The 16,960-nt window shown below is 54.5% G+C and carries 16 protein-coding genes and 6 pseudogenes; 12 read left to right on the top strand and 10 right to left on the bottom strand.

Annotated elements, in window-relative coordinates; all coding sequences use genetic code 11:
* The 10 genes and pseudogenes from D3H35_RS31660 to D3H35_RS31625 all read right to left on the bottom strand — a co-directional run.
* Positions 1-629 (bottom strand): annotated as a pseudogene (locus D3H35_RS31660) (S1C family serine protease); the annotation flags it as partial.
* Positions 623-880, bottom strand: a complete 258-nt coding sequence (locus tag D3H35_RS31655; RefSeq protein WP_233567653.1) for a S1C family serine protease — start codon at positions 878-880, stop codon at positions 623-625. The gene D3H35_RS31655 and the pseudogene D3H35_RS31660, both read right to left, overlap by 7 nt.
* Positions 862-1,107, bottom strand: coding sequence for a trypsin-like peptidase domain-containing protein (locus D3H35_RS31650; RefSeq protein WP_233567651.1), 246 nt, complete (start codon positions 1,105-1,107; stop codon positions 862-864). Before D3H35_RS31650 ends, D3H35_RS31655 begins: the two co-directional genes overlap by 19 nt.
* Positions 1,108-1,148: 41 nt before the next feature.
* On the bottom strand, positions 1,149-1,625 hold the full coding sequence (locus D3H35_RS31645) for a hypothetical protein (RefSeq protein ID WP_233567650.1): 477 nt from the start codon (positions 1,623-1,625) through the stop codon (positions 1,149-1,151).
* A gap of 335 nt (positions 1,626-1,960) precedes the next feature.
* Positions 1,961-2,374 carry a YugN family protein gene (locus D3H35_RS00085; RefSeq protein WP_119147254.1) on the bottom strand — a complete coding sequence of 138 codons (414 nt, stop codon included), beginning with the start codon at positions 2,372-2,374 and terminating at the stop codon, positions 1,961-1,963.
* Positions 2,375-2,421: 47 nt separating this feature from the next.
* A pseudogene (locus D3H35_RS31640) lies at positions 2,422-3,095 on the bottom strand (response regulator).
* A gap of 79 nt (positions 3,096-3,174) precedes the next feature.
* Positions 3,175-4,140 (bottom strand): sensor histidine kinase, encoded by a 966-nt coding sequence (locus D3H35_RS00075; protein WP_199728441.1) that lies wholly within the window; start codon positions 4,138-4,140, stop codon positions 3,175-3,177.
* Between the two features lie 48 nt (positions 4,141-4,188).
* Positions 4,189-4,458: a cell wall-active antibiotics response protein LiaF gene (liaF, locus tag D3H35_RS31635; protein ID WP_233567649.1), complete on the bottom strand. Its 270-nt coding sequence runs from the start codon at positions 4,456-4,458 to the stop codon at positions 4,189-4,191.
* A 139-nt stretch (positions 4,459-4,597) separates the two neighbouring features.
* A pseudogene (locus D3H35_RS31630) lies at positions 4,598-5,170 on the bottom strand (LiaI-LiaF-like domain-containing protein); the annotation flags it as partial.
* 389 nt (positions 5,171-5,559) lie between these two features.
* Positions 5,560-5,777 (bottom strand): annotated as a pseudogene (locus tag D3H35_RS31625) (ammonium transporter); the annotation flags it as partial.
* A 260-nt stretch (positions 5,778-6,037) separates the two neighbouring features.
* Here D3H35_RS31625 and D3H35_RS31620 point away from each other — a divergent pair.
* From D3H35_RS31620 to D3H35_RS00005, 12 genes and pseudogenes are all read left to right on the top strand, one after another.
* Entirely contained in the window at positions 6,038-6,169 is a 132-nt protein-coding gene (locus tag D3H35_RS31620) for a LiaI-LiaF-like domain-containing protein (RefSeq protein WP_233567647.1), read from the top strand.
* Positions 6,136-7,089 (top strand): cell wall-active antibiotics response protein LiaF, encoded by a 954-nt coding sequence (liaF, locus tag D3H35_RS00055; RefSeq protein WP_411675109.1) that lies wholly within the window; start codon positions 6,136-6,138, stop codon positions 7,087-7,089. Before D3H35_RS31620 ends, liaF (D3H35_RS00055) begins: the two co-directional genes overlap by 34 nt.
* A gap of 7 nt (positions 7,090-7,096) precedes the next feature.
* A complete protein-coding gene (locus D3H35_RS00050; RefSeq protein WP_325049964.1) occupies positions 7,097-8,131 on the top strand; it encodes a HAMP domain-containing sensor histidine kinase in 1,035 nt (344 codons plus the stop codon).
* Entirely contained in the window at positions 8,128-8,802 is a 675-nt protein-coding gene (locus tag D3H35_RS00045; RefSeq protein ID WP_119147255.1) for a response regulator, read from the top strand. Before D3H35_RS00050 ends, D3H35_RS00045 begins: the two co-directional genes overlap by 4 nt.
* 47 nt (positions 8,803-8,849) lie before the next feature.
* Positions 8,850-9,263: a YugN family protein gene (locus D3H35_RS00040; RefSeq protein WP_119147254.1), complete on the top strand. Its 414-nt coding sequence runs from the start codon at positions 8,850-8,852 to the stop codon at positions 9,261-9,263.
* Positions 9,264-9,480: 217 nt separating this feature from the next.
* Entirely contained in the window at positions 9,481-11,052 is a 1,572-nt protein-coding gene (locus D3H35_RS00035) for a S1C family serine protease (RefSeq protein WP_119147253.1), read from the top strand.
* A gap of 104 nt (positions 11,053-11,156) precedes the next feature.
* A complete protein-coding gene (locus D3H35_RS00030) occupies positions 11,157-11,843 on the top strand; it encodes a response regulator transcription factor (protein WP_119147252.1) in 687 nt (228 codons plus the stop codon).
* A 1-nt stretch (position 11,844) separates the two neighbouring features.
* A complete protein-coding gene (locus D3H35_RS00025) occupies positions 11,845-13,413 on the top strand; it encodes a sensor histidine kinase (protein WP_119147251.1) in 1,569 nt (522 codons plus the stop codon).
* A 23-nt stretch (positions 13,414-13,436) separates the two neighbouring features.
* A pseudogene (locus D3H35_RS00020) lies at positions 13,437-14,401 on the top strand (4-hydroxy-3-methylbut-2-enyl diphosphate reductase).
* Between the two features lie 55 nt (positions 14,402-14,456).
* The gene (locus D3H35_RS00015) at positions 14,457-14,957 is read left to right on the top strand and encodes a DUF2062 domain-containing protein (RefSeq protein ID WP_233567645.1); all 501 of its coding nucleotides are present in this window, start codon (positions 14,457-14,459) and stop codon (positions 14,955-14,957) included.
* A 402-nt stretch (positions 14,958-15,359) separates the two neighbouring features.
* The gene (gene aroF / locus D3H35_RS00010) at positions 15,360-16,421 is read left to right on the top strand and encodes a 3-deoxy-7-phosphoheptulonate synthase (protein ID WP_119147250.1); all 1,062 of its coding nucleotides are present in this window, start codon (positions 15,360-15,362) and stop codon (positions 16,419-16,421) included.
* Between the two features lie 118 nt (positions 16,422-16,539).
* Positions 16,540-16,960, top strand: a pseudogene (locus D3H35_RS00005) (MsnO8 family LLM class oxidoreductase); the annotation flags it as partial.

Genomic DNA, 16,960 nt, shown 5'->3' with positions numbered 1-16,960 from the left:
AACGCCAAGCTGCGGCGAAGCAGCGACGTAATTTTGTCGTCATCGTCTATGACTACGATATGAGGTCTCATTCCCGACCGGCCTCCTAAGCGCGCTCTATTGCCCTGATTGTACTCTATGAAAGGGAAAAGCGGGAAGCCTGAAGGACTGCCCGCTTCCTGGTGTGCGAATACGTTATTCGACATCCTCGAAATCGTTTTTGTTGCCGACCTCGACCTTAAGTCGATTTTATTGCCGCCGCGAATGACGTTCAAGGTCACTTTATCGCCGATCGCTTTCTTCTGAATGGCTGCAATAAGATCGTCCGGCGTATTATACGACGTGCCGTCATCCCCGTGATGACGTCGTATTGGCGCAGATCGCCGCGATAAGCCGGCGTGCCGTATACGACATTTCGATACGATAGAGCCTTTGGTGGTGTCGATGCCCAATTTCTTCGCGATATCCGACGTAATGGCCGTCAATTTCGCTCCGATGAAAGGCACCGGCTTTTTCGGAATTTGCGTATTCGATTTCAGGTTTTCCAGAACATCCGTAATTGTGCTGGTCGGAATGGCGAAGCCGATGCCTTGCGCCTCCGAGCTGACTGCCGTGTTGATGCCGATGACTTCTCCGTTAAGATTCAGCAAAGGCCGCCCGAGTTGCCCGGATTAATCGATGCGTCCGTCTGCAGCAAATGTTCATAGTTGCGTTGGCCTTCCGTATCCTGAATGCTGATTTGGCGTTCGTTGGCGCTCAGCACGCCGACCGTTACCGTATGATCGAAGCCGTAAGGGTTGCCGATAGCCACAACCCAGTCGCCCATGTTCGCGCTGCCGGAATCGCCCAGCTTCAACGTCGGGAAGGTCGCTCCTTCGATCTTCAATACCGCAAGGTCCAGATCGCGGCTGGAGCCGAGCAGCTTGGCCGTGAACGGCTTGTTGTGGCCGATGACGGTAACTCGATTTTGTCGGCATCCGCCACGACGTGCTGGTTAGTCAAAATGTAGCCCGTCGAGTCGAAAATAAAGCCGGAGCCCATTCCGCTTTCCTGCAATGTTCCGTCGGTGCCGTTACTGCCGTTGTTGCCGTTTGCTTCCGTTATTGCCGTCTTGGCCGCTGCCGTCATCGCCGAAAAACTGGCGGAAGAACGGATCGTCGAACATGCTGTTATTGCTCCGCGAGTTTTGTACGAACATTCGTATATGTCTCGATCTTCACCGACGCAGGAGATGATTGCTCGAATATTTTCGCGATATTGTTCCGGCTCACGACGTCCGCCGCATTATTGACTGTCGTACTGGCTGCCTTCACTCCGGAATTTTGCGTGGAAGCGTTGCTTACGTAAGTCTCGTTTCCGAACCAGTTGCCGCGATCGGCGGCGAACATAAGGCCACCCACCGCTACGACGCCGACCATGAAAGCCGAGAAAATGCCGCGGAACGACGTTCTTTTCGGCTTTGCTCCGTCCCAGCCGCCGCGGCCTCCTCCGCCTCCGCCGATACGGTGAAAGGACGGTATTCCTTGAGCTTGCGACAACTTCCACCGGTTCTTGTCCTTGCTCGGAAGTCGGCTCCAATCTATCGTTCGATGAGCTGTAAGCGGACGTTCCGCCAAAAGGGCCGTAAGTATAGGTTTCCGGTTCACGACGCGTTTCGGCGAAAGAGTCTTCGCTTTCCTGCCGGAAACCATTGTCCTCTTTGCGATCGCTTGGTCCAAACGGAAATTCGTTCCATTCTTCCGGTTTTTTGTTTTGATCGTCCATCTTCCATTCCTCCTATAGCGTGCTATCGCGAGCGCGCCTTTCTGTCTTGCTTGTTACCCATAATGAACCTCCAACCTTAAAATTAACTTAAACGAAAATGAAAGACCCATAAAACCTCGAACAAAAATAGAGAGCGCGATTTTTTCGAACCGCAAATAAATAGCGGCACTGCCTAGTGCCGCTATCGTCGGGTATAGTTCCAATATGGATTGCGGGTTCAAACCGGAAAGATCGTCTCCACTTCCCGCAGCTTGCGGCCCGCCGCCTCGACCCAGGCAGGTTCGATGCTTGCGTCGGGATCGACCGGATCGGAAAATTGATCGAACAGCGCTCCTAACGTACGGGCTTGCGCCTCGGAATCGAGTCCTTCATTGTAGAGATGTCTCAAGACAAAGGGCTGACCGAATCTTATTTGAGCTTCATTGTTGGCCGTCTCGCTGTCCAGCCTGCCGACCTCGACGTCGAACGGAATGCGGAGGAACACGGTATTCGCTTCGTCGAGCGCGCAGTCGAACGAACCGTGATCGTATTCCCAGCCTCCGCCCAGCGCGAACCCTTTTTCCGCCAAAGCGTCCTGCACCGGAACGAATTCGAGTTGACGAGAAGTTAGCGAGGATGCAAGGGAATGCATGGGGAAACCCCCTTTTATTAAAGTAGGTTATCCCTAAGTTGCCCCGTTTAACCCTCTTTTACCCATCCTTTTCGATGCGCGTATATGGCAAGCTGGGTTCGGTCGTCCACTTCGCACTTCATCAACAGGTTGCTGACGTGGGTTTTGACCGTTTTGATGCTGATATGAAGCTCGTCGCCGATTTCTTTATTCGCTTTCCCTTCCGCGATCAGAAGCAGGACTTCCCGTTCGCGTTCGGTAAGACCTTCGCCGTCATTCTGAACGGAGCGCTTGCGCAGCCCTCTCGTCAGCGCCTGGGATACATCCCCGCTCATGACCGCATGTTCTTGATCGCCCCTTGCATCGCGTATAAAAGCTCGTCGGCCGATACCGTTTTGAGCACGTAGCTCACAGCTCCCGCCTCGATTGCTTCGACCACCTTGTCGTCTTCCAGAAAGCTTGTCAAAATAATAATTCGCAGCTCCGGAAAGGAGTCCAGAAGCGCCTTCGTCGTCTCGACTCCGTCCATATGGGGCATCATGAGATCCATGAGGACGAGTTGGGGCATTCTCCCGTCAAAGCCGCCGTTCTTCAGCTTTTCGAGAGCATCGATGCCGCTGGCCGCTTCTCCGATCACTTCAAACCGCGAATCCAGCATCAAATATGTACGAAGCCCCATTCGGACCATTTCGTGATCGTCCACGATCATGACTTTCCATGAGACTCCCGTTTCGTTCGTCATTTTGGCGTACTCTCCTTCTCAGTGCTAGGTTCGAATTTCGGAAACCAGACCTTGACTCTCGTTCCCGAGCCCGGCTTGGTTACGATTTCGGCTTCTCCGCCAAGCTTTTGGGCTCGCTCCCCATGTGGACAGCCATAGGCCCGGTCGAAGCCTTCGGAATCCGGTTGTCACCTCGGCGGCGGAAGCCGGCTCCGTCGTCTTCGATGTTCAAAGACAGCTGCCTGTCCGTCTCCCCGAGGAATAACCGTACGACTTTCGCTTCCGCATGCTTCACCACATTCGCCATCGCTTCCTGAATAATGAGAAACAGCTGGTGCTCCATCGCTTCCGAGACCGGACTCCGCAATTGTATGTCCAGCGTTCCTTGCAAGCCGTTCTGCCGGCAGTAGTCGGGAAACCACCTGTCCAGAGCCTCTTCCAGCGTTCGGCCTTGCAGCTCCAACGGACGAAGCTGGGCGATCAGGCTCCGCATCTGCCGTTGGGCGGTAGACGACATCGCAATCAACTGCTCCATAACCTTCGCCGCGTGCTCCGCATCCCGCTCCAGCAGCTTGGGCAGCGAGGATGCCGACATGTGAAGCGCAAAAAGCTGCTGGCTTACCGTATCGTGCAAATCCCGCGCCAATCGGCGCCGTTCCTCGAGCACGGCATTTTCCTGCGAGGACACTTCCTCGACGCTCTTCTCGCCAAGCTGTTGAAGCAGCTTGAGCCGCGACTCCAACGCGCTCAGCATGGCGTTGAAATCCAGAAATACGCCGGCAAAGGCATCCATTCCGAGGGAAGGCAGCTTGGCCGTCCAATTGCCGGCCGCCGCTTGTTTGATCGCAAGCTGCAGCTGATCGATCCGTTGCTGCGTCCGCCTCCCCAACACGTAGCCGACCGCCATCGCGAGAACGATCAGCCCCGCAGCCCAGCCGTACCAGTCTTTCCCTTCAATCGGACTATCGGACGTCTCCGTCCAAGCGAAGAACAGCGCCATGGCAAGCGAGATGGCTCCGGTGTAAAGCGTCCACTCCCATTTGCTGTTCCGAACGAATCGCATCATCGGACGCTCAGCCCACCTTCGTCACTCGAACGTCGCCGATGAACGAGCTTACGACGAGTACGACTTTTTTTCCGTGTCTTGGTAGCTGAGCGTTTCTACCGTCGTCTGGTTAAATAATCCGCCGCGCTTCTGATCCAGTATGGAGACGTCGCCGATCAGGCAGCTCGACACGACTTGAACGCCGATGTTTGCGTCGTTAGGCACGAACACCTTCACATCCCCGATAAAAGAGGAAATATACAGCTTTGTCTCGCCGCTCGGAATTTGCGCTTTCGTCAGATCGATCGTCGTATCGCCGATGAACATCGATATGTTCATGGGACGCAGCTCCCAGTAATCGTTGCCGAGAAAGATATCGCCGATGAAGCGGCTGTGGCTCTGTTTCCCTTCGTGCCAGCGGTCTTTCCAATGATCCTTGTGCCAATGGCGCCCATGATGGTGAGCGTGTCTCTCATCCCTATAGTGCTGACGGTATTGGTCGCGCTCTTGCCGATAGGGGGTCGCTGTGCTGCTGACGCTCCTGAGCGTGTGACTGCCGTTCCCGCTCATCGGAGTATGCAGCAGGATCGTTAACGGGAGCGCCGTTCGCATTCGTGAACGAGGCCGCCGGATCGTCCGTTAGCGGAGGGGCCGGCGGAGGGCCGTGATGCTGGAACGGATTCGGCGGCACCGGCGGAGGGGTCACGGAATTCCATCCGTCCGCTCCGTGATCGGCTTGGCGATCGGTACGCTTCGGCCGATTGCCTCGAAACAGCATGCAGATGCCGATCCATATGACGACAGCGGGCCATAGCTGGCCGATTTCCCACTCGAACCAGTCCAGATTTCTGCCCAGAAAATAAACGCCGACCGCAACGACGATCGGATTCCAGCACAAGCCGCCGTTGCGTTGGAGCAGCAGTCCCTGCAGCCCGAAAAAATGACAATTACCGGCCAATATACGGAGAATAGCTCGCCGATATCGAACGATGCCGCCCCTGTCTGATTCAAGAGGAAGACGACTCCGATCGCGATGACGACGATCCCCCAGAAAAAGCGGTGAAGGAAAGACGATTGCATAAATACCTACCTCCGAGTAGCGAGTTGTTAATTCTAGTATAAGGGATGAGGAAGCCCGATAGACAGCGTCGGGAGGTTGAAAATTCCCTCGGTCTCGAGACTGAGGCGGCCGATTTTCACGCTCGAATAACTAACACGAAACATGTGTATGTTAAATTTCTTTACAGCCATCGTTGACATATGTGACTCTCGCCTATATAATGAGGGCGAATTTCTGCTTATTATGTTAGATTTCTACAATGTTTGTGGGGGAATAAAAGATGGAGATAGCGGAACTATCCCGTGGCATGGACACGATATGGGTCGTGTTGACCGCAGCCATGATTTTGCTTATGGAGGGCGGCTTCGCCTTTGCTTGAGGCCGGCATCCTTGCCGTACATGATGGCGAAGCCCATGAAATAAAAAAAAGCGCGCCGACGAAATGTCGACAAACACCTTCATAATGATGCTGACCGCTTTTCTGGCGAACGAAGCCGGCCTCAAGCAAGGCGAAGCCGCCCTCCATAAGCAAAATCATGGCTGCGGTCAACACGACCCATATCGTGTCCATGCCACGGGATAGTTCCGCTATCTCCATCTTTTATTCCCCCACAAACATTGTAGAAATCTAACATAATAAGCAGAAATTCGCCCTCATTATATAGGCGAGAGTCACATATGTCAACGATGGCTGTAAAGAAATTTAACATACACATGTTTCGTGTTAGTTATTCGAGCGTGAAAATCGGCCGCCTCAGTCTCGAGACCGAGGGAATTTTCAACCTCCCGACGCTGTCTATCGGGCTTCCTCATCCCTTATACTAGAATTAACAACTCGCTACTCGGAGGTAGGTATTTATGCAATCGTCTTTCCTTCACCGCTTTTTCTGGGGGATCGTCGTCATCGCGATCGGAGTCGTCTTCCTCTTGAATCAGACAGGGCGGCATCGTTCGATATCGGCGAGCTATTCTCCGTATATTGGCCGGTAATTGTCATTTTTTTCGGGCTGCAGGGACTGCTGCTCCAACGCAACGGCGGCTTGTGCTGGAATCCGATCGTCGTTGCGGTCGGCGTTTATTTTCTGGGCAGAAATCTGGACTGGTTCGAGTGGGAAATCGGCCAGCTATGGCCCGCTGTCGTCATATGGATCGGCATCTGCATGCTGTTTCGAGGCAATCGGCCGAAGCGTACCGATCGCCAAGCCGATCACGGAGCGGACGGATGGAATTCCGTGACCCCTCCGCCGGTGCCGCCGAATCCGTTCCAGCATCACGGCCCTCCGCCGGCCCCTCCGCTAACGGACGATCCGGCGGCCTCGTTCACGAATGCGAACGGCGCTCCCGTTAACGATCCTGCTGCATACTCCGATGAGCGGGAACGGCAGTCACACGCTCAGGAGCGTCAGCAGCACAGCGACCCCTATCGGCAAGAGCGCGACCAATACCGTCAGCACTATAGGGATGAGAGACACGCTCACCATCATGGGCGCCATTGGCACAAGGATCATTGGAAAGACCGCTGGCACGAAGGGAAACAGAGCCACAGCCGCTTCATCGGCGATATCTTTCTCGGCAACGATTACTGGGAGCTGCGTCCCATGAACATATCGATGTTCATCGGCGATACGACGATCGATCTGACGAAAGCGCAAATTCCGAGCGGCGAGACAAAGCTGTATATTTCCTCTTTTATCGGGGATGTGAAGGTGTTCGTGCCTAACGACGCAAACATCGGCGTTCAAGTCGTGTCGAGCTGCCTGATCGGCGACGTCTCCATACTGGATCAGAAGCGCGGCGGATTATTTAACCAGACGACGGTAGAAACGCTCAGCTACCAAGACACGGAAAAAAAAGTCGTACTCGTCGTAAGCTCGTTCATCGGCGACGTTCGAGTGACGAAGGTGGGCTGAGCGTCCGATGATGCGATTCGTTCGGAACAGCAAATGGGAGTGGACGCTTTACACCGGAGCCATCTCGCTTGCCATGGCGCTGTTCTTCGCTTGGACGGAGACGTCCGATAGTCCGATTGAAGGGAAAGACTGGTACGGCTGGGCTGCGGGGCTGATCGTTCTCGCGATGGCGGTCGGCTACGTGTTGGGGAGGCGGACGCAGCAACGGATCGATCAGCTGCAGCTTGCGATCAAACAAGCGGCGGCCGGCAATTGGACGGCCAAGCTGCCTTCCCTCGGAATGGATGCCTTTGCCGGCGTATTTCTGGATTTCAACGCCATGCTGAGCGCGTTGGAGTCGCGGCTCAAGCTGCTTCAACAGCTTGGCGAGAAGAGCGTCGAGGAAGTGTCCTCGCAGGAAAATGCCGTGCTCGAGGAACGGCGCCGATTGGCGCGGGATTTGCACGATACGGTAAGCCAGCAGCTTTTTGCGCTTCACATGTCGGCATCCTCGCTGCCCAAGCTGCTGGAGCGGGATGCGGAGCACGCGGCGAAGGTTATGGAGCAGTTGATTGCGATGTCGTCTACCGCCCAACGGCAGATGCGGAGCCTGATCGCCCAGCTTCGTCCGTTGGAGCTGCAAGGCCGAACGCTGGAAGAGGCTCTGGACAGGTGGTTTCCCGACTACTGCCGGCAGAACGGCTTGCAAGGAACGCTGGACATACAATTGCGGAGTCCGGTCTCGGAAGCGATGGAGCACCAGCTGTTTCTCATTATTCAGGAAGCGATGGCGAATGTGGTGAAGCATGCGGAAGCGAAAGTCGTACGGTTATTCCTCGGGGAGACGGACAGGCAGCTGTCTTTGAACATCGAAGACGACGGAGCCGGCTTCCGGGCCGAACAGGTTCGAACCGGGGCCTATGGGCTGTCCACGATGCGGGAGCGAGCCCAAAAGCTTGGCGGAGAAGCCGAAATCGTAACCAAGCCGGGCTCGGGAACGAGAGTCAAGGTCTGGTTTCCGAAATTCGAACCTAGCACTGAGAAGGAGAGTACGCCAAAATGACGAACGAAACGGGAGTCTCATGGAAAGTCATGATCGTGGACGATCACGAAATGGTCCGAATGGGGCTTCGTACATATTTGATGCTGGATTCGCGGTTTGAAGTGATCGGAGAAGCGGCCAGCGGCATCGATGCTCTCGAAAAGCTGAAGAACGGCGGCTTTGACGGGAGAATGCCCCAACTCGTCCTCATGGATCTCATGATGCCCCATATGGACGGAGTCGAGACGACGAAGGCGCTTCTGGACTCCTTTCCGGAGCTGCGAATTATTATTTTGACAAGCTTTCTGGAAGACGACAAGGTGGTCGAAGCAATCGAGGCGGGAGCTGTGAGCTACGTGCTCAAAACGGTATCGGCCGACGAGCTTTTATACGCGATGCAAGGGGCGATCAAGAACATGCCGGTCATGAGCGGGGATGTATCCCAGGCGCTGACGAGAGGGCTGCGCAAGCGCTCCGTTCAGAATGACGGCGAAGGTCTTACCGAACGCGAACGGGAAGTCCTGCTTCTGATCGCGGAAGGGAAAGCGAATAAAGAAATCGGCGACGAGCTTCATATCAGCATCAAAACGGTCAAAACCCACGTCAGCAACCTGTTGATGAAGTGCGAAGTGGACGACCGAACCCAGCTTGCCATATACGCGCATCGAAAAGGATGGGTAAAAGAGGGTTAAACGGGGCAACTTAGGGATAACCTACTTTAATAAAAGGGGGTTTCCCCATGCATTCCCTTGCATCCTCGCTAACTTCTCGTCAACTCGAATTCGTTCCGGTGCAGGACGCTTTGGCGGAAAAAGGGTTCGCGCTGGGCGGAGGCTGGGAATACGATCACGGTTCGTTCGACTGCGCGCTCGACGAAGCGAATACCGTGTTCCTCCGCATTCCGTTCGACGTCGAGGTCGGCAGGCTGGACAGCGAGACGGCCAACAATGAAGCTCAAATAAGATTCGGTCAGCCCTTTGTCTTGAGACATCTCTACAATGAAGGACTCGATTCCGAGGCGCAAGCCCGTACGTTAGGAGCGCTGTTCGATCAATTTTCCGATCCGGTCGATCCCGACGCAAGCATCGAACCTGCCTGGGTCGAGGCGGCGGGCCGCAAGCTGCGGGAAGTGGAGACGATCTTTCCGGTTTGAACCCGCAATCCATATTGGAACTATACCCGACGATAGCGGCACTAGGCAGTGCCGCTATTTATTTGCGGTTCGAAAAAATCGCGCTCTCTATTTTTGTTCGAGGTTTTATGGGTCTTTCATTTTCGTTTAAGTTAATTTTAAGGTTGGAGGTTCATTATGGGTAACAAGCAAGACAGAAAGGCGCGCTCGCGATAGCACGCTATAGGAGGAATGGAAGATGGACGATCAAAACAAAAAACCGGAAGAATGGAACGAATTTCCGTTTGGACCAAGCGATCGCAAAGAGGACAATGGTTTCCGGCAGGAAAGCGAAGACTCTTTCGCCGAAACGCGTCGTGAACCGGAAACCTATACTTACGGCCCTTTTGGCGGAACGTCCGCTTACAGCTCATCGAACGATAGATTGGAGCCGACTTCCGAGCAAGGACAAGAACCGGTGGAAGTTGTCGCAAGCTCAAGGGAATACCGTCCTTTCACCGTATCGGGCGGAGGCGGAGGAGGCCGCGGCGGCTGGGACGGAGCAAAGCCGAAAAGAACGTCGTTCCGCGGCATTTTCTCGGCTTTCATGGTCGGCGTCGTAGCGGTGGGTGGCCTTATGTTCGCCGCCGATCGCGGCAACTGGTTCGGAAACGAGACTTACGTAAGCAACGCTTCCACGCAAAATTCCGGAGTGAAGGCAGCCAGTACGACAGTCAATAATGCGGCGGACGTCGTGAGGCCGAACAATATCGCGAAAATATTCGAGCAATCATCTCCTGCGGTCGTGAAGATCGAGACATATACGAATGTTCGTACAAACTCGCGGAGCAATAACAGCATGTTCGACGATCCGTTCTTCCGCCAGTTTTTCGGCGATGACGGCAGCGGCCAAGACGGCAATAACGGAAGCAACGGCAACAACGGCAGTAACGGCACCGACGGAACATTGCAGGAAAGCGGAATGGGCTCCGGCTTTATTTTCGACTCGACGGGCTACATTTTGACTAACCAGCACGTCGTGGCGGATGCCGACAAAATCGAGGTTACCGTCATCGGCCACAACAAGCCGTTCACGGCCAAGCTGCTCGGCTCCAGCCGCGATCTGGACCTTGCGGTATTGAAGATCGAAGGAGCGACCTTCCCGACGTTGAAGCTGGGCGATTCCGGCAGCGCGAACATGGGCGACTGGGTTGTGGCTATCGGCAACCCTTACGGCTTCGATCATACGGTAACGGTCGGCGTGCTGAGCGCCAACGAACGCCAAATCAGCATTCAGGATACGGAAGGCCAACGCAACTATGAACATTTGCTGCAGACGGACGCATCGATTAATCCGGGCAACTCGGGCGGGCCTTTGCTGAATCTTAACGGAGAAGTCATCGGCATCAACACGGCAGTCAGCTCGGAGGCGCAAGGCATCGGCTTCGCCATTCCGACCAGCACAATTACGGATGTTCTGGAAAACCTGAAATCGAATACGCAAATTCCGAAAAAGCCGGTGCCTTTCATCGGAGCGAAATTGACGGCCATTACGTCGGATATCGCGAAGAAATTGGGCATCGACACCACCAAAGGCTCTATCGTATCGAATGTCGTATACGGCACGCCGGCTTATCGCGGCGATCTGCGCCAATACGACGTCATCACGGGGATGGACGGCACGTCGTATAATACGCCGGACGATCTTATTGCAGCCATTCAGAAGAAAGCGATCGGCGATAAAGTGACCTTGAACGTCATTCGCGGCGGCAATAAAATCGACGTTAAGGTCGAGGTCGGCAACAAAAACGATTTCGAGGATGTCGAATAACGTATTCGCACACCAGGAAGCGGGCAGTCCTTCAGGGCTTCCCGCTTTTCCCTTTCATAGAGTACAATCAGGGCAATAGAGCGCGCTTAGGAGGCCGGTCGGGAATGAGACCTCATATCGTAGTCATAGACGATGACGACAAAATTACGTCGCTGCTTCGCCGCAGCTTGGCGTTCGAAGGATACGAAGTAACGACGGCTCACGATGGGGCTGACGGAATTCGGTTGCTTGGGGAGAAGAACGCGGAGCTGATCATACTGGACGTCATGATGCCGAAGCTGGACGGCTGGGAAGTATGCCGTCGGCTCAGGGAAGCGGGCATCTCCGCGCCTGTGCTTTTGCTGACGGCGCGCGACGAGGTGCAGGATCGCGTGAAGGGGCTCGATCTCGGAGCGGACGATTACTTGGTGAAGCCTTTCGCTCTGGAGGAGCTGATGGCGCGCGTACGGGCGCTTCTTCGCCGACGTCCGGAAAGAGCGGAGGAAGACGGCAGGCTGAGATTCGAAGACGTGACGCTTGATTACGACGGCAGGGAAACGATTCGCGACGGCAAGAGGATCGAGCTGACCGCCAAGGAATTCGATCTGCTGCATCTGTTCATGCAGAACCCGAAGCGCGTGCTTTCCCGCGATCAGATTATGGAGCGGATTTGGGGCTACGATTACAGCGGCGAATCCAACGTGCTTGAAGTATACGTGGCGATGCTGAGGCAGAAGATGGAGGAGCACGGGGGCAAGCGAATTATTCAAACCGTGCGGGGAGCGGGGTACGTCCTGAAAGGGGATAGCTAGCATGTCCATCAGGCTTCGGCTAACATTGTGGTATTCCGGGCTGCTGGCGGCCGTTCTTATCGGGTTCGGGCTGCTTATTTACAGCGTTGTATATAATAGCACGATGTCGGATATTAGAGGGGAGCTGGCAAAGCTATCCGCGAACATGCGAGTGCAGGCCAAAATTTTTAATGGCGGTCTGGATTTGAATGCGCAAGTGCCTCAAGGATTCGATGCGAACATTTACGGCATTCAGCTTGTGAATTATACCCAGGACAAAAGCGGGAAATCCATCGACAAAACGAATAATCTTATTCGCACAAACATTACGTTTCCTGTATCCGACTTCAGCAAGGTTGATCCGCAAGCCAAAGGAAGGTTTTTTTCCGACACCTTGGGCGGGACCCGGTTTTTGATTTACGAAACGCCGTTGTTAACGTTGGATGGGAATCTCGTCGGGATGCTTCAAGTAGGAGCGTATACGGAACGCGAGGAAAGCCTTTTTTCCTTTTTGAGGTCGATCCTGATTTTCGCGGGTCTGTTCAGCATTGCGGCGGCGTTCAGTCTGGGGATGCTCGTGTCCCGCAAAGCTCTTCGACCGATTGGACGCGTTACCGAGGCGGCCGAGCAAATCCAGAGCGGCTCGGAGCTTGGATTGCGCATTCCGAGGGAAACGCCGAACGACGAAATCGGCCGGCTGACCGACACGTTGAACGGCATGCTGGCCCGGCTGGAGGTCGCGTACAACCATCTGGAGGAGTCGAATACGGCGCAGAGGCGATTCGTCTCCGACGCATCGCATGAGCTGCGCACGCCGCTGACGACGATACGCGGCAACGTCGATTTGCTTGAGAAAATTTGGACGCTTCCTCCGGAAGGCTCAGAGGGGCACGCTGCGCATAAGCTTCCGGAAGCCGAACGAAAGACGATGTCGCTCGAAGCGATAAGCGATATAGCGGATGAAGCGCGCCGGATGAGCCGGCTCGTCAACGACTTGCTTTCGCTCGCAAGAGCCGACGCGGGTTATGCGATGGAGATGAATACCTTGTCGCTTCGTCCGTTGGCGGAAGAGGCCGCGAGGCGCGCTTCCTTCTTGCCGCGGCACGCGGAGTGGATCGTCGGCCCGTTCGAAGCGCTCGACGGCGTTTGGGTGAAGGGAAATAAAGATTATTTGCTTCAGCTTTTGTTTATTCTAATCGAGAACGGCTTCAAGTACACGCCGTCCGGCAAAGTCAGGCTCTACGCATCGAGAAGCGGGAACCATGTCGGCCTTACCGTTTCCGATACCGGGATCGGCCTCGCCGCTGAAGATTTGCCGCATATTTTCGATCGGTTCTACCGAGCGGATCAATCGAGGGGGCAGACGTCCGGTACGGGTCTCGGCCTATCCATTGCGAAGTGGATCGCAGACATGCACAAGGCAAAGCTGGAAGTAAAATCGCGAACGGAAGAAGGCACCTCCTTTACTCTATGGCTTCCGACTTTGAACCCAAGGACCGTCGACTTTGCCCAATCGGGCGAATACGGTATAATGGAACCATCGGAGCGCCCGGACTTCTCGAATTCGGAATCGCGGGAAGATCAAGATTAAGGGCGGGAAAGCAGGCAGCTTGCATGGAAGTCGTCAAAATATCTCCAAGAGGTTACTGTTACGGCGTGGTAGATGCCATGGTATTAGCGCTTCAGACGGCGCGAAACCTGGATTTGCCGCGCCCTATTTATATTTTGGGCATGATCGTTCATAACAGCCACGTCACCGACTCGTTCAAGGACGAAGGGATCATTACGCTCGACGGCCCCAACAGGCTGGAAATCCTGGAGCAAATCGAGAGCGGCACCGTTATTTTCACCGCTCACGGCGTGTCTCCCGAAGTACGCAAGCGCGCCAGGGACAAAGGATTGACTCTCGTAGACGCTACTTGCCCGGACGTTACGAAGACTCATGATTTGATTCGCGAGAAGGTCGAAGATGGCTACGAAGTGATCTATATCGGCAAAAAAGGCCATCCCGAGCCGGAAGGCGCAATCGGGATCGCACCCAACCATGTTCACTTGATAGAGAAGGAAGAAGAAATTTCGGAACTGGGACTCTCGTCCGAACGTATTATAATAACGAACCAAACAACGATGTCCCAATGGGATATTAAAGCTTTGATTTCGCGTCTTTTGGAAGCCTATCCCATGCGGAGATTCATAACGAAATTTGTCTGGCGACGCAAGTGCGGCAGGAAGCGGTGGCGGAGCAGGTCAAGGACTCCGATCTATGCATCGTAGTCGGCGATCCGCGCAGCAATAACTCCAATCGTCTTGCTCAAGTTTCGGAAGAGATTGGCGGAGTGAAGGCTTACCGGATTTCGGATTTGTCCGAGCTCGATCCTGCATGGCTGCGAGGAATAAGCAAAGTATCGGTTACTTCCGGCGCGTCGACTCCGACTCCGTTGACGAAAGAAGTCATTTCGTACTTGGAGCAGTACGATCCGAATAATGCCGCGACTTGGGAAATTCGCCGAACGGTCAATCCGGCCAAGCTGCTGCCGACTGTACGCGAGAAAAATACAGGGGTCGCTCCGACAGCTTAATTCCTATACAGAGAGACGGTTTCTTTTTTTGTTTGGCTCGGAGAGGAGCACCATCATGCAAGAGAGACTTCGCAAGCTGAGACGATGGATGAAATACAAGTATATGATGCTAATTCGAGCTAAGGGCGGGGCATCCATGGTCGCCATGGGTTTTGCAATCGGCATCGCCGTGGAGATGTTCACGCTCCCGACCTTAGGCTTCGCGTTCGTGCTCATATTTCCGCTCGTTTATTTGTTCAAGGGCAATTTGCCCGCTGCGCTGGTAGGCTTCGTCGTCGGCAAGGTCATCTACTTGCCGATGGCTATTCTGAACACAATGGTTGGGGCTTGGGTACTGCCCAGCCATATGAGCATCCATCTGCCTTGGATGTGGGTAAACAAGCTGCTGCTGGCGAATTTGAAGCTGATCGTAGGCGGCGTCATCAACGGAATCTTGCTGGGCGCAGTCTGTTATTACCCTATCAAGCTTAGTATCGAAGCATACAAAAACAAGCGCAGGGAGAAGCGCAAGTTGAGACATTCGACCCGCTTGGATACGCGTCCTGCGGCGGAATAGGAAACGTACAAAAATAAGACGAAAAAATCGCTCTATTCCACCAGACCGGTTCCCACATGGGTGGATAAGACGATGAATTCGTCTTATTACATAGCAGGCACCTTCAAAACAGCCTTCATTAAAGGAATAGCGCCAAATTTTCGTCTTATTTTGTTCTAACACTACTTGTTAGGTGTGAATAAGACGAGAAAATCACTCTATTTCGGCCACGCCTTAGCAACCGAAGACGACCGGCTGTCTCATAAAGCAGGTTACTATTGGAATAAGCGAAGGGTTGACAGAAATACGTTTTTTCGCGTATATTTACTTTAGTGCTTAAAAGCGTATAAGCGTCGAAGCGAACAAGCGTCTAAGTGAAAAAGCGAATCGACAATAACATACCGAATTGGAGCGTGTACAATCATGATCGTCATCACATCCCCTCATATCGAAGAAGAGCGCATTGCGGAAATCGTCCGCCAAATCGAGAACAGCGGCGTTCAAGCGCACGTATCCCGCGGCACGGACCGCACCGTTATCGGCATTATCGGCAAAGCGGATCCGCATCTAGCCGAGCATATCCGTTCGATGAAGGGCGTCGAGAACGTCATCAAAATCTCGAAGTCCTACAAGCTTGCAAGCCGGGAATTCCACCCGGACGATACGATTATTGAAGTAAAAGGCGTCAAAATCGGCGGAAACAATCTCGTCGTTATGGGCGGCCCTTGCGCGGTTGAGACGCCGGAGCAAATCGACGAAATCGCCCGTCTCGTCAAGGCGGCCGGCGGCCAAGTGCTTCGCGGCGGCGCGTTCAAGCCCCGCACCGGTCCGTACAGCTTCCAAGGTATCGGAATCGAAGGATTGAAATGGATGAAGGATGCCGGCGACAAATACGGCCTGTTGACCATTACCGAAGTAATGGCGCCGGAATTCGTGGACGTGTGCGCGGAATACGCGGACATCATGCAGGTCGGCACCCGGAACATGCAGAACTTCGATCTGCTCCGCAAGCTCGGAACAATCAACAACCCGGTATTGCTCAAGCGAGGAATGAGCGCCACTTACGACGAATGGCTCAACGCAGCGGAATACATCCTTGCCGGGGGCAACCCGAACGTTATGCTCTGCGAACGCGGCATCCGCACATTCGAGACGTACACCCGCAATACGTTCGACCTCGCCGCTGTCCCGGTCGTCCAACAGCTTTCCCACTTGCCGGTTATCGCCGACCCGAGCCACGCGACGGGACGCCGAGAGCTGGTCGAGACGATGACGAAGGCGTCGGTAGCCGCGGGCGCGAATGGACTTATTATCGAGATGCATACCGATCCGGACAATTCGGCGACGGGAGACGGCGTACAATCGCTGTTCCCGGATCAATTCGCGAATTTGCTGAAGGAGCTTGAGCAGCTTGCTCCGCTTTGCGGCAAGAAGTTCGACACGGCGAAGGAGCCGGCCGAAGCGTTCCGAGAATGGAAAAAATAATTGTACCAGGAAACAAGCGGGCCGATCGCGGTTCGCTTTTTCTTTTGCCGCCATAAGGGAGTACAATCGGTCATATAAGAGAGATAGAAGCGAAGAAGCGGATTAGGAGGCCACAAGGATGAAGCTAAAGCTCGGTGTGTTGGATCAATCGCCGATCGGACGAGGAGAAACGGCCGCAACGGCGCTGCAGCATACGCTCGCGTTGGCGAGGGCTGCGGAACGATGGGGCTATTCGAGATTTTGGGTGTCGGAGCATCACGATTCGAAAAGCTTGGCCGGCTCTTCGCCGGAAGTGCTCCTCGCCGCGATCGGAGCGCATACTTCGCGAATTCGCATCGGATCAGGAGGTGTGCTGCTTCCTCACTATAGTCCGTATAAGGTAGCGGAAAATTTTCGGTGCTGGAGGGCTCTATGCCGGCCGGGTAGATCTCGGAATCGGAAGAGCGCCGGGCGGCATGCCTTTGTCGTCCGCGCTCTGCGCAAAGATTCTCCGAAAGAGCCCGACGAGCATTTTCGCAGTCGCTAAGAGAGCTGGCCGC

It is taken from the genome of Cohnella faecalis (assembly GCF_003570905.1).
Taxonomy (GTDB): domain Bacteria; phylum Bacillota; class Bacilli; order Paenibacillales; family Paenibacillaceae; genus Cohnella; species Cohnella faecalis.
Note: the sequence above shows the minus strand (reverse complement) of the source record. Positions and strands in the feature narration are given on the sequence as shown.

Excerpts from the sequence above, each read along its gene's own strand:
- D3H35_RS00045 (WP_119147255.1), top strand. The coding sequence starts at position 8,128 with ATGACGAACGAAACGGGAGTCTCATGGAAAGTCATGATCGTGGACGAT.
- D3H35_RS31620 (WP_233567647.1), top strand. The coding sequence starts at position 6,038 with ATGCAATCGTCTTTCCTTCACCGCTTTTTCTGGGGGATCGTCGTCATC.
- D3H35_RS00015 (WP_233567645.1), top strand. The coding sequence starts at position 14,457 with ATGCAAGAGAGACTTCGCAAGCTGAGACGATGGATGAAATACAAGTAT.
- aroF (WP_119147250.1), top strand. The coding sequence starts at position 15,360 with ATGATCGTCATCACATCCCCTCATATCGAAGAAGAGCGCATTGCGGAA.
- liaF (WP_233567649.1), bottom strand. The coding sequence starts at position 4,458 with ATGAACATATCGATGTTCATCGGCGATACGACGATCGATCTGACGAAA.
- D3H35_RS00025 (WP_119147251.1), top strand. The coding sequence starts at position 11,845 with ATGTCCATCAGGCTTCGGCTAACATTGTGGTATTCCGGGCTGCTGGCG.
- D3H35_RS00030 (WP_119147252.1), top strand. The coding sequence starts at position 11,157 with ATGAGACCTCATATCGTAGTCATAGACGATGACGACAAAATTACGTCG.
- D3H35_RS00050 (WP_325049964.1), top strand. The coding sequence starts at position 7,097 with ATGATGCGATTCGTTCGGAACAGCAAATGGGAGTGGACGCTTTACACC.
- D3H35_RS00085 (WP_119147254.1), bottom strand. The coding sequence starts at position 2,374 with ATGCATTCCCTTGCATCCTCGCTAACTTCTCGTCAACTCGAATTCGTT.
- D3H35_RS00040 (WP_119147254.1), top strand. The coding sequence starts at position 8,850 with ATGCATTCCCTTGCATCCTCGCTAACTTCTCGTCAACTCGAATTCGTT.
- D3H35_RS00035 (WP_119147253.1), top strand. The coding sequence starts at position 9,481 with ATGGACGATCAAAACAAAAAACCGGAAGAATGGAACGAATTTCCGTTT.
- D3H35_RS00075 (WP_199728441.1), bottom strand. The coding sequence starts at position 4,140 with ATGATGCGATTCGTTCGGAACAGCAAATGGGAGTGGACGCTTTACACC.
- D3H35_RS31650 (WP_233567651.1), bottom strand. The coding sequence starts at position 1,107 with ATGACGGCAGCGGCCAAGACGGCAATAACGGAAGCAAACGGCAACAAC.